Genomic DNA, 12,868 nt, shown 5'->3' with positions numbered 1-12,868 from the left:
GCTCGACGAGGCCGGGGCCCGCGAGGGAGCGATTCAGGGGATGGTCACCGAGGGCGACCGGCTGTTCGCCGTGACCGGTCGGCGCACCGAGCAGATCACCCGCATCGTCCGCGCCCTGCCGGGGTTCCTCGGGGAGATGCGTGGCGCCGGCGACGTGATCGCGGAGGCGACGCCCGACCTGCGGTCGGCGGTGCGGTCACTCCGGCCGGTCGCGCCCCGCCTGGATCCGGCGCTCCGCGCGCTCCAGGACATGCTTCCGGAGGCTCGCGGGCTGTTCGCCGACCTTCCGGCGACGCTCGCGTCCGGTCGCCGAGGGCTCCCGCCCGGCCGGCGCCTGCTCGAGAACCTGCGGCCCGCGCTCGACGGGCTGTACCCGGCACTCCGCGAGATCCTCCCGGCCGTGCAGTTCGTCGCCGAGGACCCGGGGTTCGTGACGTCGACCGCGGCGAACCTCGCGAACATCGGCAATCCGTACGTCCCGGGGCCGGGCGGGACCAAGCAGCGGTACGCCCGGGCCGTTCCGATGATCTGGAACGAGATCCCGGCCGGTTTCCAGCAGCCGCTGCCCACGAGCCGACAGAACCAGTACCCGAAGCCCGGGTCGCTCGACGCCGTCGGGAAGGAGCCCCTCAAGGCGTGGTCGTGCGATCACCTCGACAACCCCCAGACGGTGCCCGTCATCCCGCCGGGCACGGGGGCGCCCCCGTGCCTCACGCAGGGGCCCTACGAGTACCGCGGCAAGACGGCGTACTACCCGCGGCTGGAGCGGGCAGATCCTTGAGGATCGAAGCTTGCGTTACAAGATGGTGATGTTGTAACGTCACGCTCGGGTTGTGCCCAATCACCACGAGGAGGAGCCTGTCCCATGGCGACGATCACGCCGGAGGCGGCCGAGACGGCCGCACCGCCGCAGTACACGACGCTTCCACCGCGCCTGTCGGGGCCCGGGCCGCTCGGAGGCCTCGCGGGAGTGCTCGAAGGGACCGAGGCGATCCCGTCGATCCTGCCGCGATCCGCTCGCGGGGCCATGGGCGCGGTTCACGCCGCCGAGTACTGGGCGCGCCCCGAGAGCTTCATCAAGCGGTGCATCGCCGCGCCGAAGCGGTTCACCCTCGACCTCCCGGGGGCGGGCACGATGATCGGGCTGCGCGACCCCGCTGACCTCAAGCAGGTCTTCACCACCGGGGCGTCCAAGCTCCAGATGGCGCCGGTCAGCCGCAAGTTCTTCCCGCACGCCGAGGTGTTCGGCGAGGAGTCCATCGTCGGGTACGAGGGCGACAAGCACATCAAGACCAAGCGGCTGATCAGCCCGCCGATGCACGGCAACGCGCTGTCCTCCTACGAGGACGCGTTCCGTGAGCGCACCGAGGAGGCGATGGCGAGATGGCCGTACGGGACGTCGGTCCCGTTCCGGACGATGATCGCTCCGGTCGCGCTCGAGATCATCCTCACGACCATCGTGGGGGTGAAGGATCCGGCGCGGCACGAGGTCGTCCGCCGGCGCGCGCAGGCCTTCCTCAGCTCGATCCAGACGACGCGCTTCGCGGTGCAGACCGCGTGGGCGACGGCGCGCGGAGGGGTCTGGGACGGCAACTACTCCGCGATCGTCACAGCACGCCGTGAGCTCGACGAGGTGGTCGCGCAGGAGATCGCGGCGCGGCGCGGTGGCGAGATCCCCGCGAGCCCCGACGTGCTCCAGCTCTTCCTGGAGACGCGCACCGAGGACGGTGAGCCGCTCTCCGACGCGTTCCTGCTCAACATGATGGCCGGACTGCTCATCGGCGGTTTCGAGACGACGGCGACCACGCTGGGGTGGACCGCGAACCTCATCACCCGGGCACCGCACGTCCTCGATCGTCTGCACGAGACCGCTCGCGCCGGCGACGACTCCTACGCGGAGGCGGTCGTCACCGAGACGCTGCGGCTGCGCCCCCCAGGCGCGTTCACCTTCCGCGGGACCGTCGCACCGTTCACCTTCGACGACGGCTTCACGGTCCCCGAGGGCGCCGTGCTGGCGCCCATGATGGCTCCGATGATGCGCGATCCGGACGTGTACGAGGACCCGGAGGAGTTCCGTCCGGAGCGGTTCCTGGGGGTCCGGCCGGGCACCTACACGTGGATCCCGTTCGGCGGCGGTTCCCGCCGGTGCCTGGGCGGGGCGTTCTCGATCGCGGAGATGCGCGTCATGCTCGCGACGATCGCCCGTGAGGCGACGTTCCGACGCGCGGACACGCCGGTCGAGGGCATCGGGCGCGCGAACATCGTCCTGATCCCGAAGCACAACGCGATGACGACGCTGGACCGCCGCTGACGACGGCGCTCGACGCGTCCCCCGCGCGTCCGAACGCCGCCGTCCGCGACGCCGCCTCAGCCGCCCGCACCTCGAGCGGGCGGCACGTGGCCGCTGCCGCGGAACACGTCCTGCGGGTCCCACTGCGCCTTGATCCGGCGCAGGCGCTCGTAGCTCTGGCGCCCGTAGGACGCGACCACCCGGGCCTGGCCCTCGTCGGCGCCCACGAAGTTGAGGTAGGTGCCTTCGGCCCCGAGGCCGGCGACGTCCTCGCGGAAGCCCCGACCCCAGGCGATCATCTCCTGATCGTCCGACGCGTCCTCCCAGAGGACCAGGGGATGGACGATGTAGCGGGCGTCGCGGCCGCGCAGCGGCCCCTGCTCGGAACTGCCGCGCGAGACCGCCCCGCCCCAGGCGACGCAGAACAGCTGGGCCGGTCCGGTCGGCTTGGCCTCGCAGCGTGCGGCGATCCGCTCGACCGTCGCGTCGGGCATCTCCCGCAGGTACTCGGCCGTCCACCAGTTGCGGTACCCGGGTGGGTCGTCGAGCGAGCACTGGAAGTCCTCGTAGGCCATCGGCTCGAACAGGTCGACGCCGTCGCCGAACTCGCGCACCGAGCGGAGCGCCTGCTCGCCCTCCTCGACCGGTCCCGCGTACATCCCGGCGATCGCCGCGACGGTGGTGCCGTGCAGGTGCTCGGGGATCTCCGGCTCCGCCGGAGCCGTGAGGGAGATGAACGCCAGGCTCAGTCCTTCGGGCGCGTCGCGCATGACGTCACGCCAGAGCGCCAGCAGTTCCGCGGTCCGGTCGCCCGGATGGATCACCAGGCCGGCCAGGACCTCCCGCTCGAGGCGGTGCAGCGCGAACTCGAACGCGACGACGACGCCGAAGTTGCCGCCGCCGCCGCGCAGCGCCCAGAACAGCTCGGCGTTCTCGTCCGCGCTCGCCCGGACGACGCGGCCATCCGCGGTGACGAGCTCCGCGGCGATCAGGTTGTCGGTGGTCAGGCCGTGCTTGCGCTCGAGCCAGCCCGAGCCGCCGCCCAGCGTCAGCCCGGCGACGCCCGTGCTCGAGACGCGGCCACCGGTCGTCGCCAGGCCGTGCGCTGCGGTGGCGCGGTCGAGGTCGGCCCAGATCACTCCGCCTCCGACTCGGGCGATCTGCCGCTCGGGATCGACCTCGATGAAGTCGATCCCGCGCACATCGGCCACGACGCCGTCGTCGCAGAGCGCGAGGCCCGAGACGGAATGGCCACCGGCGCGGACCGTGAAGTCGAGGCCGTTGGCGCGTGCGAACGCGAGCGCGGCCTGGACGTCCGCCGCGGACGTGCACCGGGCGACGAGCCGGGGCCGGCGCACGATCATCGCGTTGAAGAGCCCGCAGGCGTCCTCGTACTCGGGCTCGCCCGGTCGGTGGACGCTGCCGTCGGGCAGGGCCAGTTCGCTGGCGAAGGGTGTGGTCTGGGGGGTCATCGGGTCCTCGGTGGTTGTTCGATGGCCAGACCACCGTAGGAACCCGCGAACGCCGCGACTTCGCACGTTCGGGCCATCTCCGGGGATGGCCGGAACCGGCCACCACGGTGCCGTCCTCGACCTGTGTCCGACCGGGGGCTACGCTCGGGCGCATCGTGGTCGATCTCGAACACCTCGACGAGGGCGTCCAGCGGGGCCGGGCGGCGCTGGCGCGCGCCGACTGGGCCGAGGCTCGGCGGGAGTTCGACGCGGCGCTCACGCGCGACGAGACGCCAGAGGCACTCGAGGGCCTCAGCTGGGTCGCGTGGTGGACGGGTGACACCGACCTGCTGTTCGCCTCCCGCGAGTCCGCCTACGCGCTGTACCGCAAGCGCGACGATCGGCTGGGCGCCGTCCGCATGGCGATGTGGCTCGGCACCGACAGCGTCGACTTCCGGGGGGAGTTCGCGGTGGCCGGCGGCTGGCTCTCGCGAGCCCGTCGGTTGCTCGTCGGGCTCGAGGACTCCGCCGAGTACGGGTGGCTCTGCGTCCACGAGGGTGAGCAGTTGATCTACGCCGAGGACACGGCGGCCGCACGCGCGCGGGGGGCGCAGGCTGCCGAGGCGGGGAGGAGGCTCGACAACACGGCGCTGGAGATGATGGGCCTCGCCGTCGAGGGCCTGGCCCTGGTCACGGAGGGCGAGGTCGCCCGGGGCATGCGGGGTCTCGACGAGGCGGCCACCGCGGCGCTGGCCGGGGAGTTCGGCGAGCGCGTCTACGCAGGGTTCGCCTCGTGCTTCGTGATCTACGCGTGCGAGCGCGTACGCGACTACAGCCGCGCGTCGGAATGGTGTGTCCGCGCCGTCGAGTACGCGGAGCGGACGGGGATGGAGTCGCTCAACCGGCTCTGTCGTGCGCACCACGCCGGGGTCCTCATCTGGCGCGGGATGTGGACGGAGGCCGAGTCGGAGCTGATCGAGGCCCAGGACGCCCTCTCGGTCAGCCGGCCGGCGCTCGCGTCGGAGGCGGTGGCGCGGCTGGGGGAGCTCCGTCGCCGGCAGGGCGACTTCGACGAGGCCGACGCCCTGTTCGTCTCGGCGGGCGACCATCCCCTGGCGGCGCTGGGGTTGGCGTACCTCGCCGTCGATCGGGGCGACCCGCACCACGCCCTCGACCTGGCCGAGCGCTTCCTGCGCGAGACGCCCGCCAGCAGCCGCACCGAGCGCGCGTCGTGGCTCGAGCTCGCGATCGGCGCGCACGTCGCGCTCGGCGACCTCGACAGCGCCGCGGCGGTGCTGGACGAGTTGCGGGAGATCGGCGAGATCCTCCTCACGGACCCGGTGCGCGGGTGCGTGAGCTTCGCGGCAGGCAGCCTCGAAGCCGCGGCAGGAGAGCATCAGGCTGCGGCGCGCAGCTTCTCCGACGCCCTGCACGCCTACGGCCGCGCCGGTGCGCCCTACGAGGCGGCTCGGGCGCGGATCGGGCTGGCGCGCTCGCTCGTGGCGACAGGTCGCACGGCCCAGGCGGGTCAGGAGGCCGAGCGGGCCGCGGAGTCGCTGCTTCGCCTGGGCGCCGCGTTCGAGGCCGAGCGGGCACGGTCGGTGACGCACCGCCCACCCTCCGAGCGGTCCCTGCTGACCCCTCGTGAGCAGGAGGTGCTGCGGCTGATCGCCGACGGGGCGACCGACCGGGAGGTCGCCCGTGCGCTCGTGCTCAGTGAGCACACGGTCCACCGGCATGCGTCCAACATCCTCGCGAAGCTGGGCGCGCGCTCACGTTCGGCGGCCGTCGCCGAGGCGTTGCGCCGCCGCCTGCTGTAGCGCCCGGGTGGCGCGGGGTGGCCGGATCAGGCCATCGTGGCGCCGATCGAAGATGGCGGATCGGTGCGACGCGGTGCGACGCGGCCCGTGGGAGCCTCGGCTCGTCCCTGGAACACGGTGAAGGAGTGACGACGATGAGCGACGGCAACGTGGTGATCAACCTCGCCACGGGTCTCGAGGATCCCGAGCGGGTGACGGTGGCCTTCCTGGTCGCCGGGGCCGCCGCGGCGAGCGGAAGGCGCGTGGCGATGTTCCTCACGAAGGAGGCGGTGCGCCTCGCTCTCGCGGGGTACGCCGAGGGCGTGGCGTGCGACGGATGTCCGCCGCTGCCCCGGCTGTTCGAGCAGTACCTCGACGGTGCGGGGGAGTTCCTGGTCTGTCCGATCTGCTTCGACGCGCGCAAGCTGGAGGCGTCCGACCTGGTCTCCAACGCGCGCCTCGCGGGGGCGACCCCGCTCTGGGAGTGGATCGGCGACGACCACGCGGAGGTCTTCAGCTACTGACGGCGCCCGCCGGTGGACTCGACCATGGGGGGCCCGGGCCGTACCAGCGGCCCAGTCTCCTACACTGGCCGTCCGTGTCTGCCGGCCCATCGCTCTACCGTCGCCACCGCCCCCGGACGTTCGCCGACGTCGTCGGGCAGGAGCACGTCGTCCGCACGCTGCGCAACGCCGTGGAACAGGACAAGGTGCACCACGCCTACCTGTTCGTGGGCTCGCGGGGTACGGGCAAGACGTCGATGGCGAAGATCCTCGCGGCGTGCCTGAACTGCACGGGCGCCGAGACGCGGCCGACGATCACCCCGTGCGGCGCGTGCGACTCGTGCCGGGCGATCGCGGGCGCGACCTCGATGGACGTCATCGAGATGGACGCCGCGTCGAACAACTCCGTGGACGACGTGCGCGACCTGCGGGACAGCGTGTCCTTCGCGCCGGTCTCCGGCGGCGCGAAGGTGTACATCCTCGACGAGGCGCACATGCTGACCACGCAGGCGTGGAACGCGTTCCTCAAGACGCTCGAGGAGCCGCCGCCGAACACCATCTTCGTGCTCGCGACCACCGAGGCGGACAAGATCCTGCCGACGGTCGCCGACCGCTGTCACCGCTTCGACTTCCAGCGCCCCACCGTCGACCAGCTCGCCGGCGTGGTCGGCCGGGTCGCCGAGCAGGAAGGCATCACGATCCCGCCGGACGCCGTCGCGCTGCTCGCGCGCCACGCCACCGGGTCGTTCCGCGACGCGCTCGGCACGCTCGAGCAGCTCATCACCTACTCGGGCAACGAGATCGCGCTCGACGACGTGCTGGCGGTCCTCGGCGTCGCGGCCGACGATCACCTCTTCGGCGCGATCGACGCGGTCGCCGCCCACGACGGCGCCGGTGTCCTGCGGGCCGTCGCTGCGCTGTCGGAGGCCGGTCGCGATCTCCAGCACTTCAGCCGCCAGCTCGAGGGTCATGTTCGCGAGGTCCTCGTCACGCAGACCCTCGGTGCCGTGCCGCGGGAGATCGCGGTCACCGCGGACCGCGACGCCCGCCTGCTCGAGCAGGCCCAGCGCGTCGTCCCCGGGGACGTCGTGCGCCTGCTCGACCTGCTGAACACCGCGCTGCGGGCCACCCGGGACGGCGCGGACGCCCGCACCCAGCTCGAGCTCGCGCTGGTCAAGGCCGCCACGCCGCAGGTCGATGCGACGACGCGCGCGCTCATGGCGCGTATCGAGCGCCTGGAGCAGCGTCTGGCGTCCGGCGCCCCGCCGGCACCGGCGGTCCCCCCACGCGCGGACTCCCCGACGGGCGCCGCGGCGTCCTCGGAGGGCGCTCCGGGCGCTGCGACGCCGGCGCCCGCGCCCCAGGCGCCTCCGGCGCCCCCGGCATCCCAGGCGCCCCCCGCGCCCCCGGCATCCCAGGCGCCACGCGATGCGCAGGCTCCCGACGCGCCGACGCCACCCACCGCGGAGTCGGGCCCGCCCGCGCCCGCCCACGCCCCGTCGCCGGCCCATCACGAAGGTGCTCCGGCGATCCACGCGGTCCCCGACCCGGAACCTCAGTCGTCCGCTCCCGCCGGCGCGATGGATCTCGCAGGCGTCCGCGACCTGTGGCCGGCCGTCCTGGAGACGGTCGGGGAGCAGAGCGGCCTGCTCGGCGCCGTCCTCGCCGGCGCCGTCCCCGTCGAGTTGCACGGCGAGGAGCTCATCGTCGCGTTCGACCAGTCCAACGCCTTCATGCGCCGCAAGGCGGAGGACCGCACCAATCGTGACGCGCTCGTCGACGCGATCCGCTCGATCACCGGGATGCGCGCCCGCGTCACGTTCGACCTGCGCGACCTCAGCGATGTCGTGCCCGAGATCGCGGCCGCAGCCCAGCCGATCGGCGAGGACGAGCTGCTGCACCGCCTGAAGACCGCGTTCGACGCGGAGGAGATCCTCCCCGAGGAGACCTCCGGGACCGAACCCGAGCCGACCCCCACCACGCCCGGAGAGTGACCCGATGCCCCAGCCGAACATGAACCAGATGCTCAAGCAGGTTCAGAAGATGCAGGCCGACATGATGGCTGCGCAGGAGAAGCTCAAGGATCAGGAGGTCACCGCGACCGCGGGCGGCGGGATGGTCACCGTGACGGTCACCGGAGAGCTCGTCGTGAAGTCGATCGCGATCGAGCCCGACGCGATCGATCCGGACGATCCGGAGATGCTCGCCGACCTCGTGCTCGCCGCGGTCAACGAGGGCATCCGCTCGGCCCAGGAGCTCGCCGCCAAGACGATGGGCGGCGTCACCGGCGGTATGGATCTCGGCGGTCTCGGGCTCCCCGGCTTCTAGACCGCCGGCCGCTCGAGTCACACCCCCGCATGCAGGCCCCATCCGTCCAGCGGCTCGTCACCGAGCTCGGCCGGCTGCCCGGCATCGGGCAGCGCACCGCGCAGCGGCTGGCGTTCCACATCCTGCGCGCGGACGCCGACGAGGCACTGGCCCTTGCCGACGCCATCCGCGAGGTCAAGGAGAAGATCGGGGTGTGCGAGGTCTGCTTCAACCTCGCCGAGGGCCCGCGTTGCACGATCTGCCAGGACGAGCGGCGCGACGCGGCGCTCATCTGCGTGGTCGAGGAGCCCGGTGACATCGTCCCGCTGGAGCGCACCCACGAGTACCGGGGCCGCTATCACGTGCTCGGCGGGGCGCTCAGCCCGATCGACGGGGTCGATCCCGACGATCTGCGCATCGCCGAGCTGTACCGGCGCGTCGCCGGACCGCCGCCGGGCGATCCCCCGGTGCGGGAGGTCGTCGTCGCGACCAACCCCACGACGACCGGGGAGGCAACCGCCCTGCACATCGCGGCGGGACTGCACGAGCGCGCCCCAGGCGTCACGGTCAGCCGCCTGGCCTCGGGGCTCCCGGTAGGCGCGGACCTCGAGTACGCGGACGAGGTCACGCTCGGCAAGGCGCTCGCCGGGCGACGCACGCTCTGAGGCGCGGCGCGCCCGCGTCGGCGCGTTACCGTGCACCCATGGGTTCGATCCGTCCCGTCGTCTACCTGGTGCTGACGGCCGCGCTCGTGCTGGTCGCGATCGTCGTGGTGGCCTGCGGCGAATCGGGGGACTCCGGGACCCGGACGCAGCAGGATCAGGGCGCGGACCTCACCGCGCTCTGCGAGGCGAGGACCGCGATGGGCACGGCGATCGAGGAGCTCGAGGGCCTGGACCTCGACACGCCCACGGGACCGGGGGCGATCGCGACGGCGATGAGCGCGGTCGGCACCGAGCTCGCGGCGCTCACCGCGGAGATCGCCGAGTTCGAGGAGCCCGATCGGGCGGAGTTGGAGTCGGCGAACGCCGCGTTCACCTCCGCCTTCACCGACGCCGGCCTGGCCCTCAGCGACGCCGTGCGAGCCTCGGACGCGACGAAGGCCAAGGCCCAGATCGATGCCCTCGCGGCATCCTTCGACAAGACCTACGGAGCGGTCGACTGCCCGTAGCGCACCGCGTAGCGCCGCTTGAGCGCGGCGACGCGGTCGAGGGCCTCGCGCACCCGCGCCGTCCTCACGGTGCCCTTCCGGATCGCCCGGACAACCGTGCGGACGGCCTGCTCCTGGTCGTCCGCATCGCCGGGGAGCAGCAGGAGGTCGCACCCGGCGTTGAGCGCGTCGATCGCCGCGTCCCCCGGGGTCGTGCCGCTCGTGAACGCCGCGGCGCCGAGATCGGCAGACAGCACGACCCCCCGGAACCCCAGACCGCGCAGCAGCGCGACGGCGTCCGGGAGGAGCGTCGCCGGGGTCACGCCGTCGAAGGCCGCATAGAGCGCCCCGCTCATCTGCACCACCGGGGTCGTCCCCGCGGCGGCGGCGAAGGGCCGCAGGTCGGCGGCCTTCAGCTCGTCGAGACCCAGGCCGACCGTCGCCGGCCCGAGCCCGGGGTCGCCGGAGGCCGCGCCCTCGCCGGGGAAGTGCCCGACCGTCGCGATCACGCGAGCCGCCCGGTACCCGGCGACCGCAGCACGGGTGCGGGCCGCGGCCACCTTTCCGTCGCCCGAGAAGCCACGGCCGTCCCACGGCCCGCCGACGGCGCTCAGATCGGCGTCGGGGGCGAGCGTCATGGTGACCCCGGCCTTGCGGAGCGCCCGGCCCGCCGCCAGCGCCTGTCCGCGGGCGCCGTCGTCGTTCGTCTGGTCGGTCTGCGCCGAAGGGGGAAGGTCGGGGAACGCGGAGTCCTCCCCGCCCGCCTGGCGGGCGGCCACGAGGGGCGCGCCGTGGCCGGCGTTCCGCGCGACGATCCCGATCTGCGACGTGAGCGTCGCGAGCTGCTCGGGGTCGGTGTAGTTGTCGCCTGTCAGCAGCACGCCACCCCAGTCACGCACCTGGAGCCGCTCGAAGAACGCCGCATCCGGCGTGGCCCCCGGGAACCCGACCACGAACAGCCGGGTGACGGCACGGTCGACCGGCAGGCCGAGGCCCGAGGACCCGCCGCGCGCGGTGCCCGTGGTGTCGGAGGCCGGCGCCCGCGTGCCGGATGGTCTGGAGCCGGCGGTCGCGTCGTCGCTGCGCTGGGCGGCGGTCCGCCCCGCCCCCAGCAACGGGGCGAGCGCGCTGAGCAGCGAGGAGCCGCGGTCGCGGACGTCCGGGTCGGCGCCGAACGCGGAGCCCGCCTCAGGGATGTCCGGGGTGTCGCCGCCCGCGCGCAGGGCGGCGAAGGCGCCCCCGGCCAGCACCGCAAGCAGGGCGACCACGATGCCCACGCGTCGAGCTCCGCGGGTCATGCGCATGCCGGCGGATCGATCACGGTGCTTGCCTCGTAGACTTGTCCGTTCCCATGAGCCCCACCCCGATCGTCGTCATGAAGTTCGGAGGCACGTCCGTCGCCGACGCCGAGCGCCTCAAGCGTGCCGCCCGCCGCATCGTCGAGAAGCGCGAGGCCGGCCATCGCGTGGTCGCGGTCCTCTCTGCGCGGGGCAAGGAGACCGACCGCCTCATCGCCGACGCCTTCGAGGTCAGCCCGGTGCCGGACCCCCGGGAGATGGACATGCTCCTGTCCACGGGCGAGCGCGTGTCGTGCGCCCTCTGCGCGATGGCGATCAACGACCTTGGGCACCGCGCGATCTCCCTGACCGGCTCACAGGCGGGCATCGTGACAGACACGTCACACACGAAGGCGAGAATCCTCGATGTTCGGGCCGATCGGATCACCCGAGCGCTCGACGAGGACAACATCGTCCTGGTCGCCGGCTTCCAGGGCGTCTCCACCTCGAAGGACGTCACGACGCTCGGACGGGGTGGCTCGGACACGACCGCGGTCGCGCTCGCGGCCGCCGTGGGCGCCGACGTCTGCGAGATCTACACCGACGTCGCCGGCGTCTTCAGCGCCGACCCGCGCATCGTGCCCGAGGCCCGCAAGCTGCCGGTCGTCTCGTTCGACGAGATGCTCGAGATGTCCGCTTCCGGCGCCGGGGTGCTGCAGTTGCGCAGCGTCGAGTACGCCCGCAACCACGGCGTGCGCATCCATTGCCGTTCCAGCTTCGACGATCAGCCGGGCACCGTCGTGGTGTCCGAGGAGGACACCGTGGAACACCCGCTCATCACCGCCGTCACCCACTCGACCGGGGAGGCCCGCGTCACGCTCATGGGCGTGCCGGACACGCCCGGCATCGCCGGTCAGGTCACCACCGCGCTCGCCGACGCGAACGTGAACATCGACATGATCATCCAGAACGAGCCCGTGACCGAGGGGGCGAAGGCCGACATGTCCTTCACGGTGCCGCGCGACGATGTCGACGCCGCTCGGGCCGCGCTCGCCGCGCTGGTGTCCGAGCACGGCATCGAGGTGGCGACCGACGAGGCGATGGGCAAGGTCTCGATCGTGGGCGCCGGCATGAAGTCCCATCCGGGCGTGGCCGCCAAGGTCTTCACGACGCTCGGCGAGAGCGGCATCAACATCGAGATGATCTCGACGTCGCCGATCCGGATCTCGTGCGTCGTGCCGGGTGAGCGGGTCCCCGACGCCGTCCGGGCACTGCACAGCGCGTTCGAGCTCAGCGGCCCCGACACCATCCGGCCCGAGCAGCCCTTCGGGGAGTTCGCATGAGCGCGGTGCGCGTCGCCGTCGTCGGAGCCACCGGCGCGGTCGGCACCACCATGCTGCGGCTGCTCGCCGACCGGGACTTCCCGGCGTCGGAGATCGTGCCGTTCGCCTCCGAGCGCTCGGCGGGCCGCACCCTGCCCAACGGGATGGTCGTCCAGCCGATCCGCGAGGACACGATCGGCGGCTTCGACGTCGCGATCTTCTCGGCCGGCGGCTCGATCAGCCGCGAATGGGCGCCGAGGTTCGCCGCTGCGGGGGCGATCGTCGTCGACAACTCGTCCGCGTTCCGGGCGGATCCCGACGTCCCTCTCGTCGTCAGCGAGGTCAACCCGGACGCGCTGGCCGACGCCGCCAAGGGCATCGTCGCCAACCCGAACTGCACGACGATGGCGTTCATGCCGCCGATGAAGGCGCTGCACGAGGCCTACGGGCTGAAGGCGCTGGTGGCCACCAGCTTCCAGGCCGTCGGCGGCGCCGGCCAGAAGGGGATGGACGAGCTCGCGGAGCAGATCCCCGTGCTGCTCGGCCAGCGCGAGGCGCTCGTCGACGACGGCGCGGCCGCGTACGCCAGCGTCACCGCGTCGGTCCACGCGAAGCCGATCGCGTTCAACGTCGTCCCGTGGCTGGGCTCCGAGAAGGAGGCGGGCTACACGGACGAGGAGATGAAGATGCTGACCGAGAGCCGCAAGATCCTCGGTCTGCCCGATCTCGCGGTGTCGCCCACCTGTGTCCGGGTGCCGGTGATGGTCGG

At 72.9% G+C, this 12,868-nt stretch carries 11 protein-coding genes and 1 pseudogene; 10 read left to right on the top strand and 2 right to left on the bottom strand.

What is annotated here, in order from left to right; translation table 11 throughout:
- Both ABYE80_RS09225 and ABYE80_RS09220 read left to right on the top strand, forming a co-directional pair.
- Positions 1-781, top strand: a pseudogene (locus tag ABYE80_RS09225) (hypothetical protein); the annotation flags it as partial.
- Positions 782-865: 84 nt separating this feature from the next.
- Entirely contained in the window at positions 866-2,311 is a 1,446-nt protein-coding gene (locus ABYE80_RS09220) for a cytochrome P450 (RefSeq protein WP_372789984.1), read from the top strand.
- A gap of 56 nt (positions 2,312-2,367) precedes the next feature.
- Here ABYE80_RS09220 and ABYE80_RS09215 read toward each other — a convergent pair whose 3' ends face one another.
- Positions 2,368-3,762, bottom strand: a complete 1,395-nt coding sequence (locus ABYE80_RS09215; protein ID WP_372789983.1) for an FAD-binding oxidoreductase — start codon at positions 3,760-3,762, stop codon at positions 2,368-2,370.
- Between the two features lie 155 nt (positions 3,763-3,917).
- On the opposite strand from ABYE80_RS09215, the gene ABYE80_RS09210 reads away from it, so the two are divergent.
- The 6 genes from ABYE80_RS09210 (at position 3,918) to ABYE80_RS09185 (ending at position 9,521) form a co-directional block, all read left to right on the top strand.
- Positions 3,918-5,561 (top strand): LuxR C-terminal-related transcriptional regulator, encoded by a 1,644-nt coding sequence (locus ABYE80_RS09210; RefSeq protein ID WP_372789982.1) that lies wholly within the window; start codon positions 3,918-3,920, stop codon positions 5,559-5,561.
- A 134-nt stretch (positions 5,562-5,695) separates the two neighbouring features.
- The gene (locus ABYE80_RS09205) at positions 5,696-6,064 is read left to right on the top strand and encodes a DsrE family protein (RefSeq protein ID WP_372789981.1); all 369 of its coding nucleotides are present in this window, start codon (positions 5,696-5,698) and stop codon (positions 6,062-6,064) included.
- Positions 6,065-6,138: 74 nt separating this feature from the next.
- Complete coding sequence (dnaX, locus tag ABYE80_RS09200) at positions 6,139-8,037, top strand: DNA polymerase III subunit gamma/tau (protein WP_372789980.1); 1,899 nt, start codon at positions 6,139-6,141, stop codon at positions 8,035-8,037.
- 4 nt (positions 8,038-8,041) lie between these two features.
- The gene (locus ABYE80_RS09195) at positions 8,042-8,371 is read left to right on the top strand and encodes a YbaB/EbfC family nucleoid-associated protein (protein WP_372789979.1); all 330 of its coding nucleotides are present in this window, start codon (positions 8,042-8,044) and stop codon (positions 8,369-8,371) included.
- A gap of 29 nt (positions 8,372-8,400) precedes the next feature.
- Positions 8,401-9,015, top strand: a complete 615-nt coding sequence (gene recR, locus ABYE80_RS09190) for a recombination mediator RecR (protein WP_372789978.1) — start codon at positions 8,401-8,403, stop codon at positions 9,013-9,015.
- A 38-nt stretch (positions 9,016-9,053) separates the two neighbouring features.
- Positions 9,054-9,521, top strand: coding sequence for a hypothetical protein (locus tag ABYE80_RS09185; protein ID WP_372789977.1), 468 nt, complete (start codon positions 9,054-9,056; stop codon positions 9,519-9,521).
- On the opposite strand, the gene ABYE80_RS09180 is transcribed toward ABYE80_RS09185, so the two are convergent.
- Positions 9,497-10,777: a glycoside hydrolase family 3 N-terminal domain-containing protein gene (locus tag ABYE80_RS09180; protein WP_372789976.1), complete on the bottom strand. Its 1,281-nt coding sequence runs from the start codon at positions 10,775-10,777 to the stop codon at positions 9,497-9,499. The two genes, ABYE80_RS09185 and ABYE80_RS09180, sit on opposite strands and share 25 nt — an antisense overlap.
- Positions 10,778-10,851: 74 nt before the next feature.
- Between ABYE80_RS09180 and ABYE80_RS09175 the strand changes: the two genes are divergently transcribed.
- Both ABYE80_RS09175 and ABYE80_RS09170 read left to right on the top strand, forming a co-directional pair.
- Positions 10,852-12,120, top strand: a complete 1,269-nt coding sequence (locus tag ABYE80_RS09175; protein ID WP_372789975.1) for an aspartate kinase — start codon at positions 10,852-10,854, stop codon at positions 12,118-12,120.
- The coding region (locus tag ABYE80_RS09170; protein WP_372789974.1) for an aspartate-semialdehyde dehydrogenase at positions 12,117-12,868 on the top strand (752 nt) is incomplete at its 3' end. The genes ABYE80_RS09175 and ABYE80_RS09170, both read left to right, overlap by 4 nt.

It is taken from the genome of Paraconexibacter sp., from assembly GCF_041602235.1.
Taxonomy (GTDB): domain Bacteria; phylum Actinomycetota; class Thermoleophilia; order Solirubrobacterales; family Solirubrobacteraceae; genus Paraconexibacter.
This window is presented reverse-complemented; position numbering and strand designations above follow the sequence as displayed.

Excerpts from the sequence above, each read along its gene's own strand:
- ABYE80_RS09185 (WP_372789977.1), top strand. The coding sequence starts at position 9,054 with ATGGGTTCGATCCGTCCCGTCGTCTACCTGGTGCTGACGGCCGCGCTC.
- ABYE80_RS09195 (WP_372789979.1), top strand. The coding sequence starts at position 8,042 with ATGCCCCAGCCGAACATGAACCAGATGCTCAAGCAGGTTCAGAAGATG.
- ABYE80_RS09215 (WP_372789983.1), bottom strand. The coding sequence starts at position 3,762 with ATGACCCCCCAGACCACACCCTTCGCCAGCGAACTGGCCCTGCCCGAC.
- ABYE80_RS09175 (WP_372789975.1), top strand. The coding sequence starts at position 10,852 with ATGAGCCCCACCCCGATCGTCGTCATGAAGTTCGGAGGCACGTCCGTC.
- ABYE80_RS09220 (WP_372789984.1), top strand. The coding sequence starts at position 866 with ATGGCGACGATCACGCCGGAGGCGGCCGAGACGGCCGCACCGCCGCAG.
- ABYE80_RS09205 (WP_372789981.1), top strand. The coding sequence starts at position 5,696 with ATGAGCGACGGCAACGTGGTGATCAACCTCGCCACGGGTCTCGAGGAT.
- recR (WP_372789978.1), top strand. The coding sequence starts at position 8,401 with ATGCAGGCCCCATCCGTCCAGCGGCTCGTCACCGAGCTCGGCCGGCTG.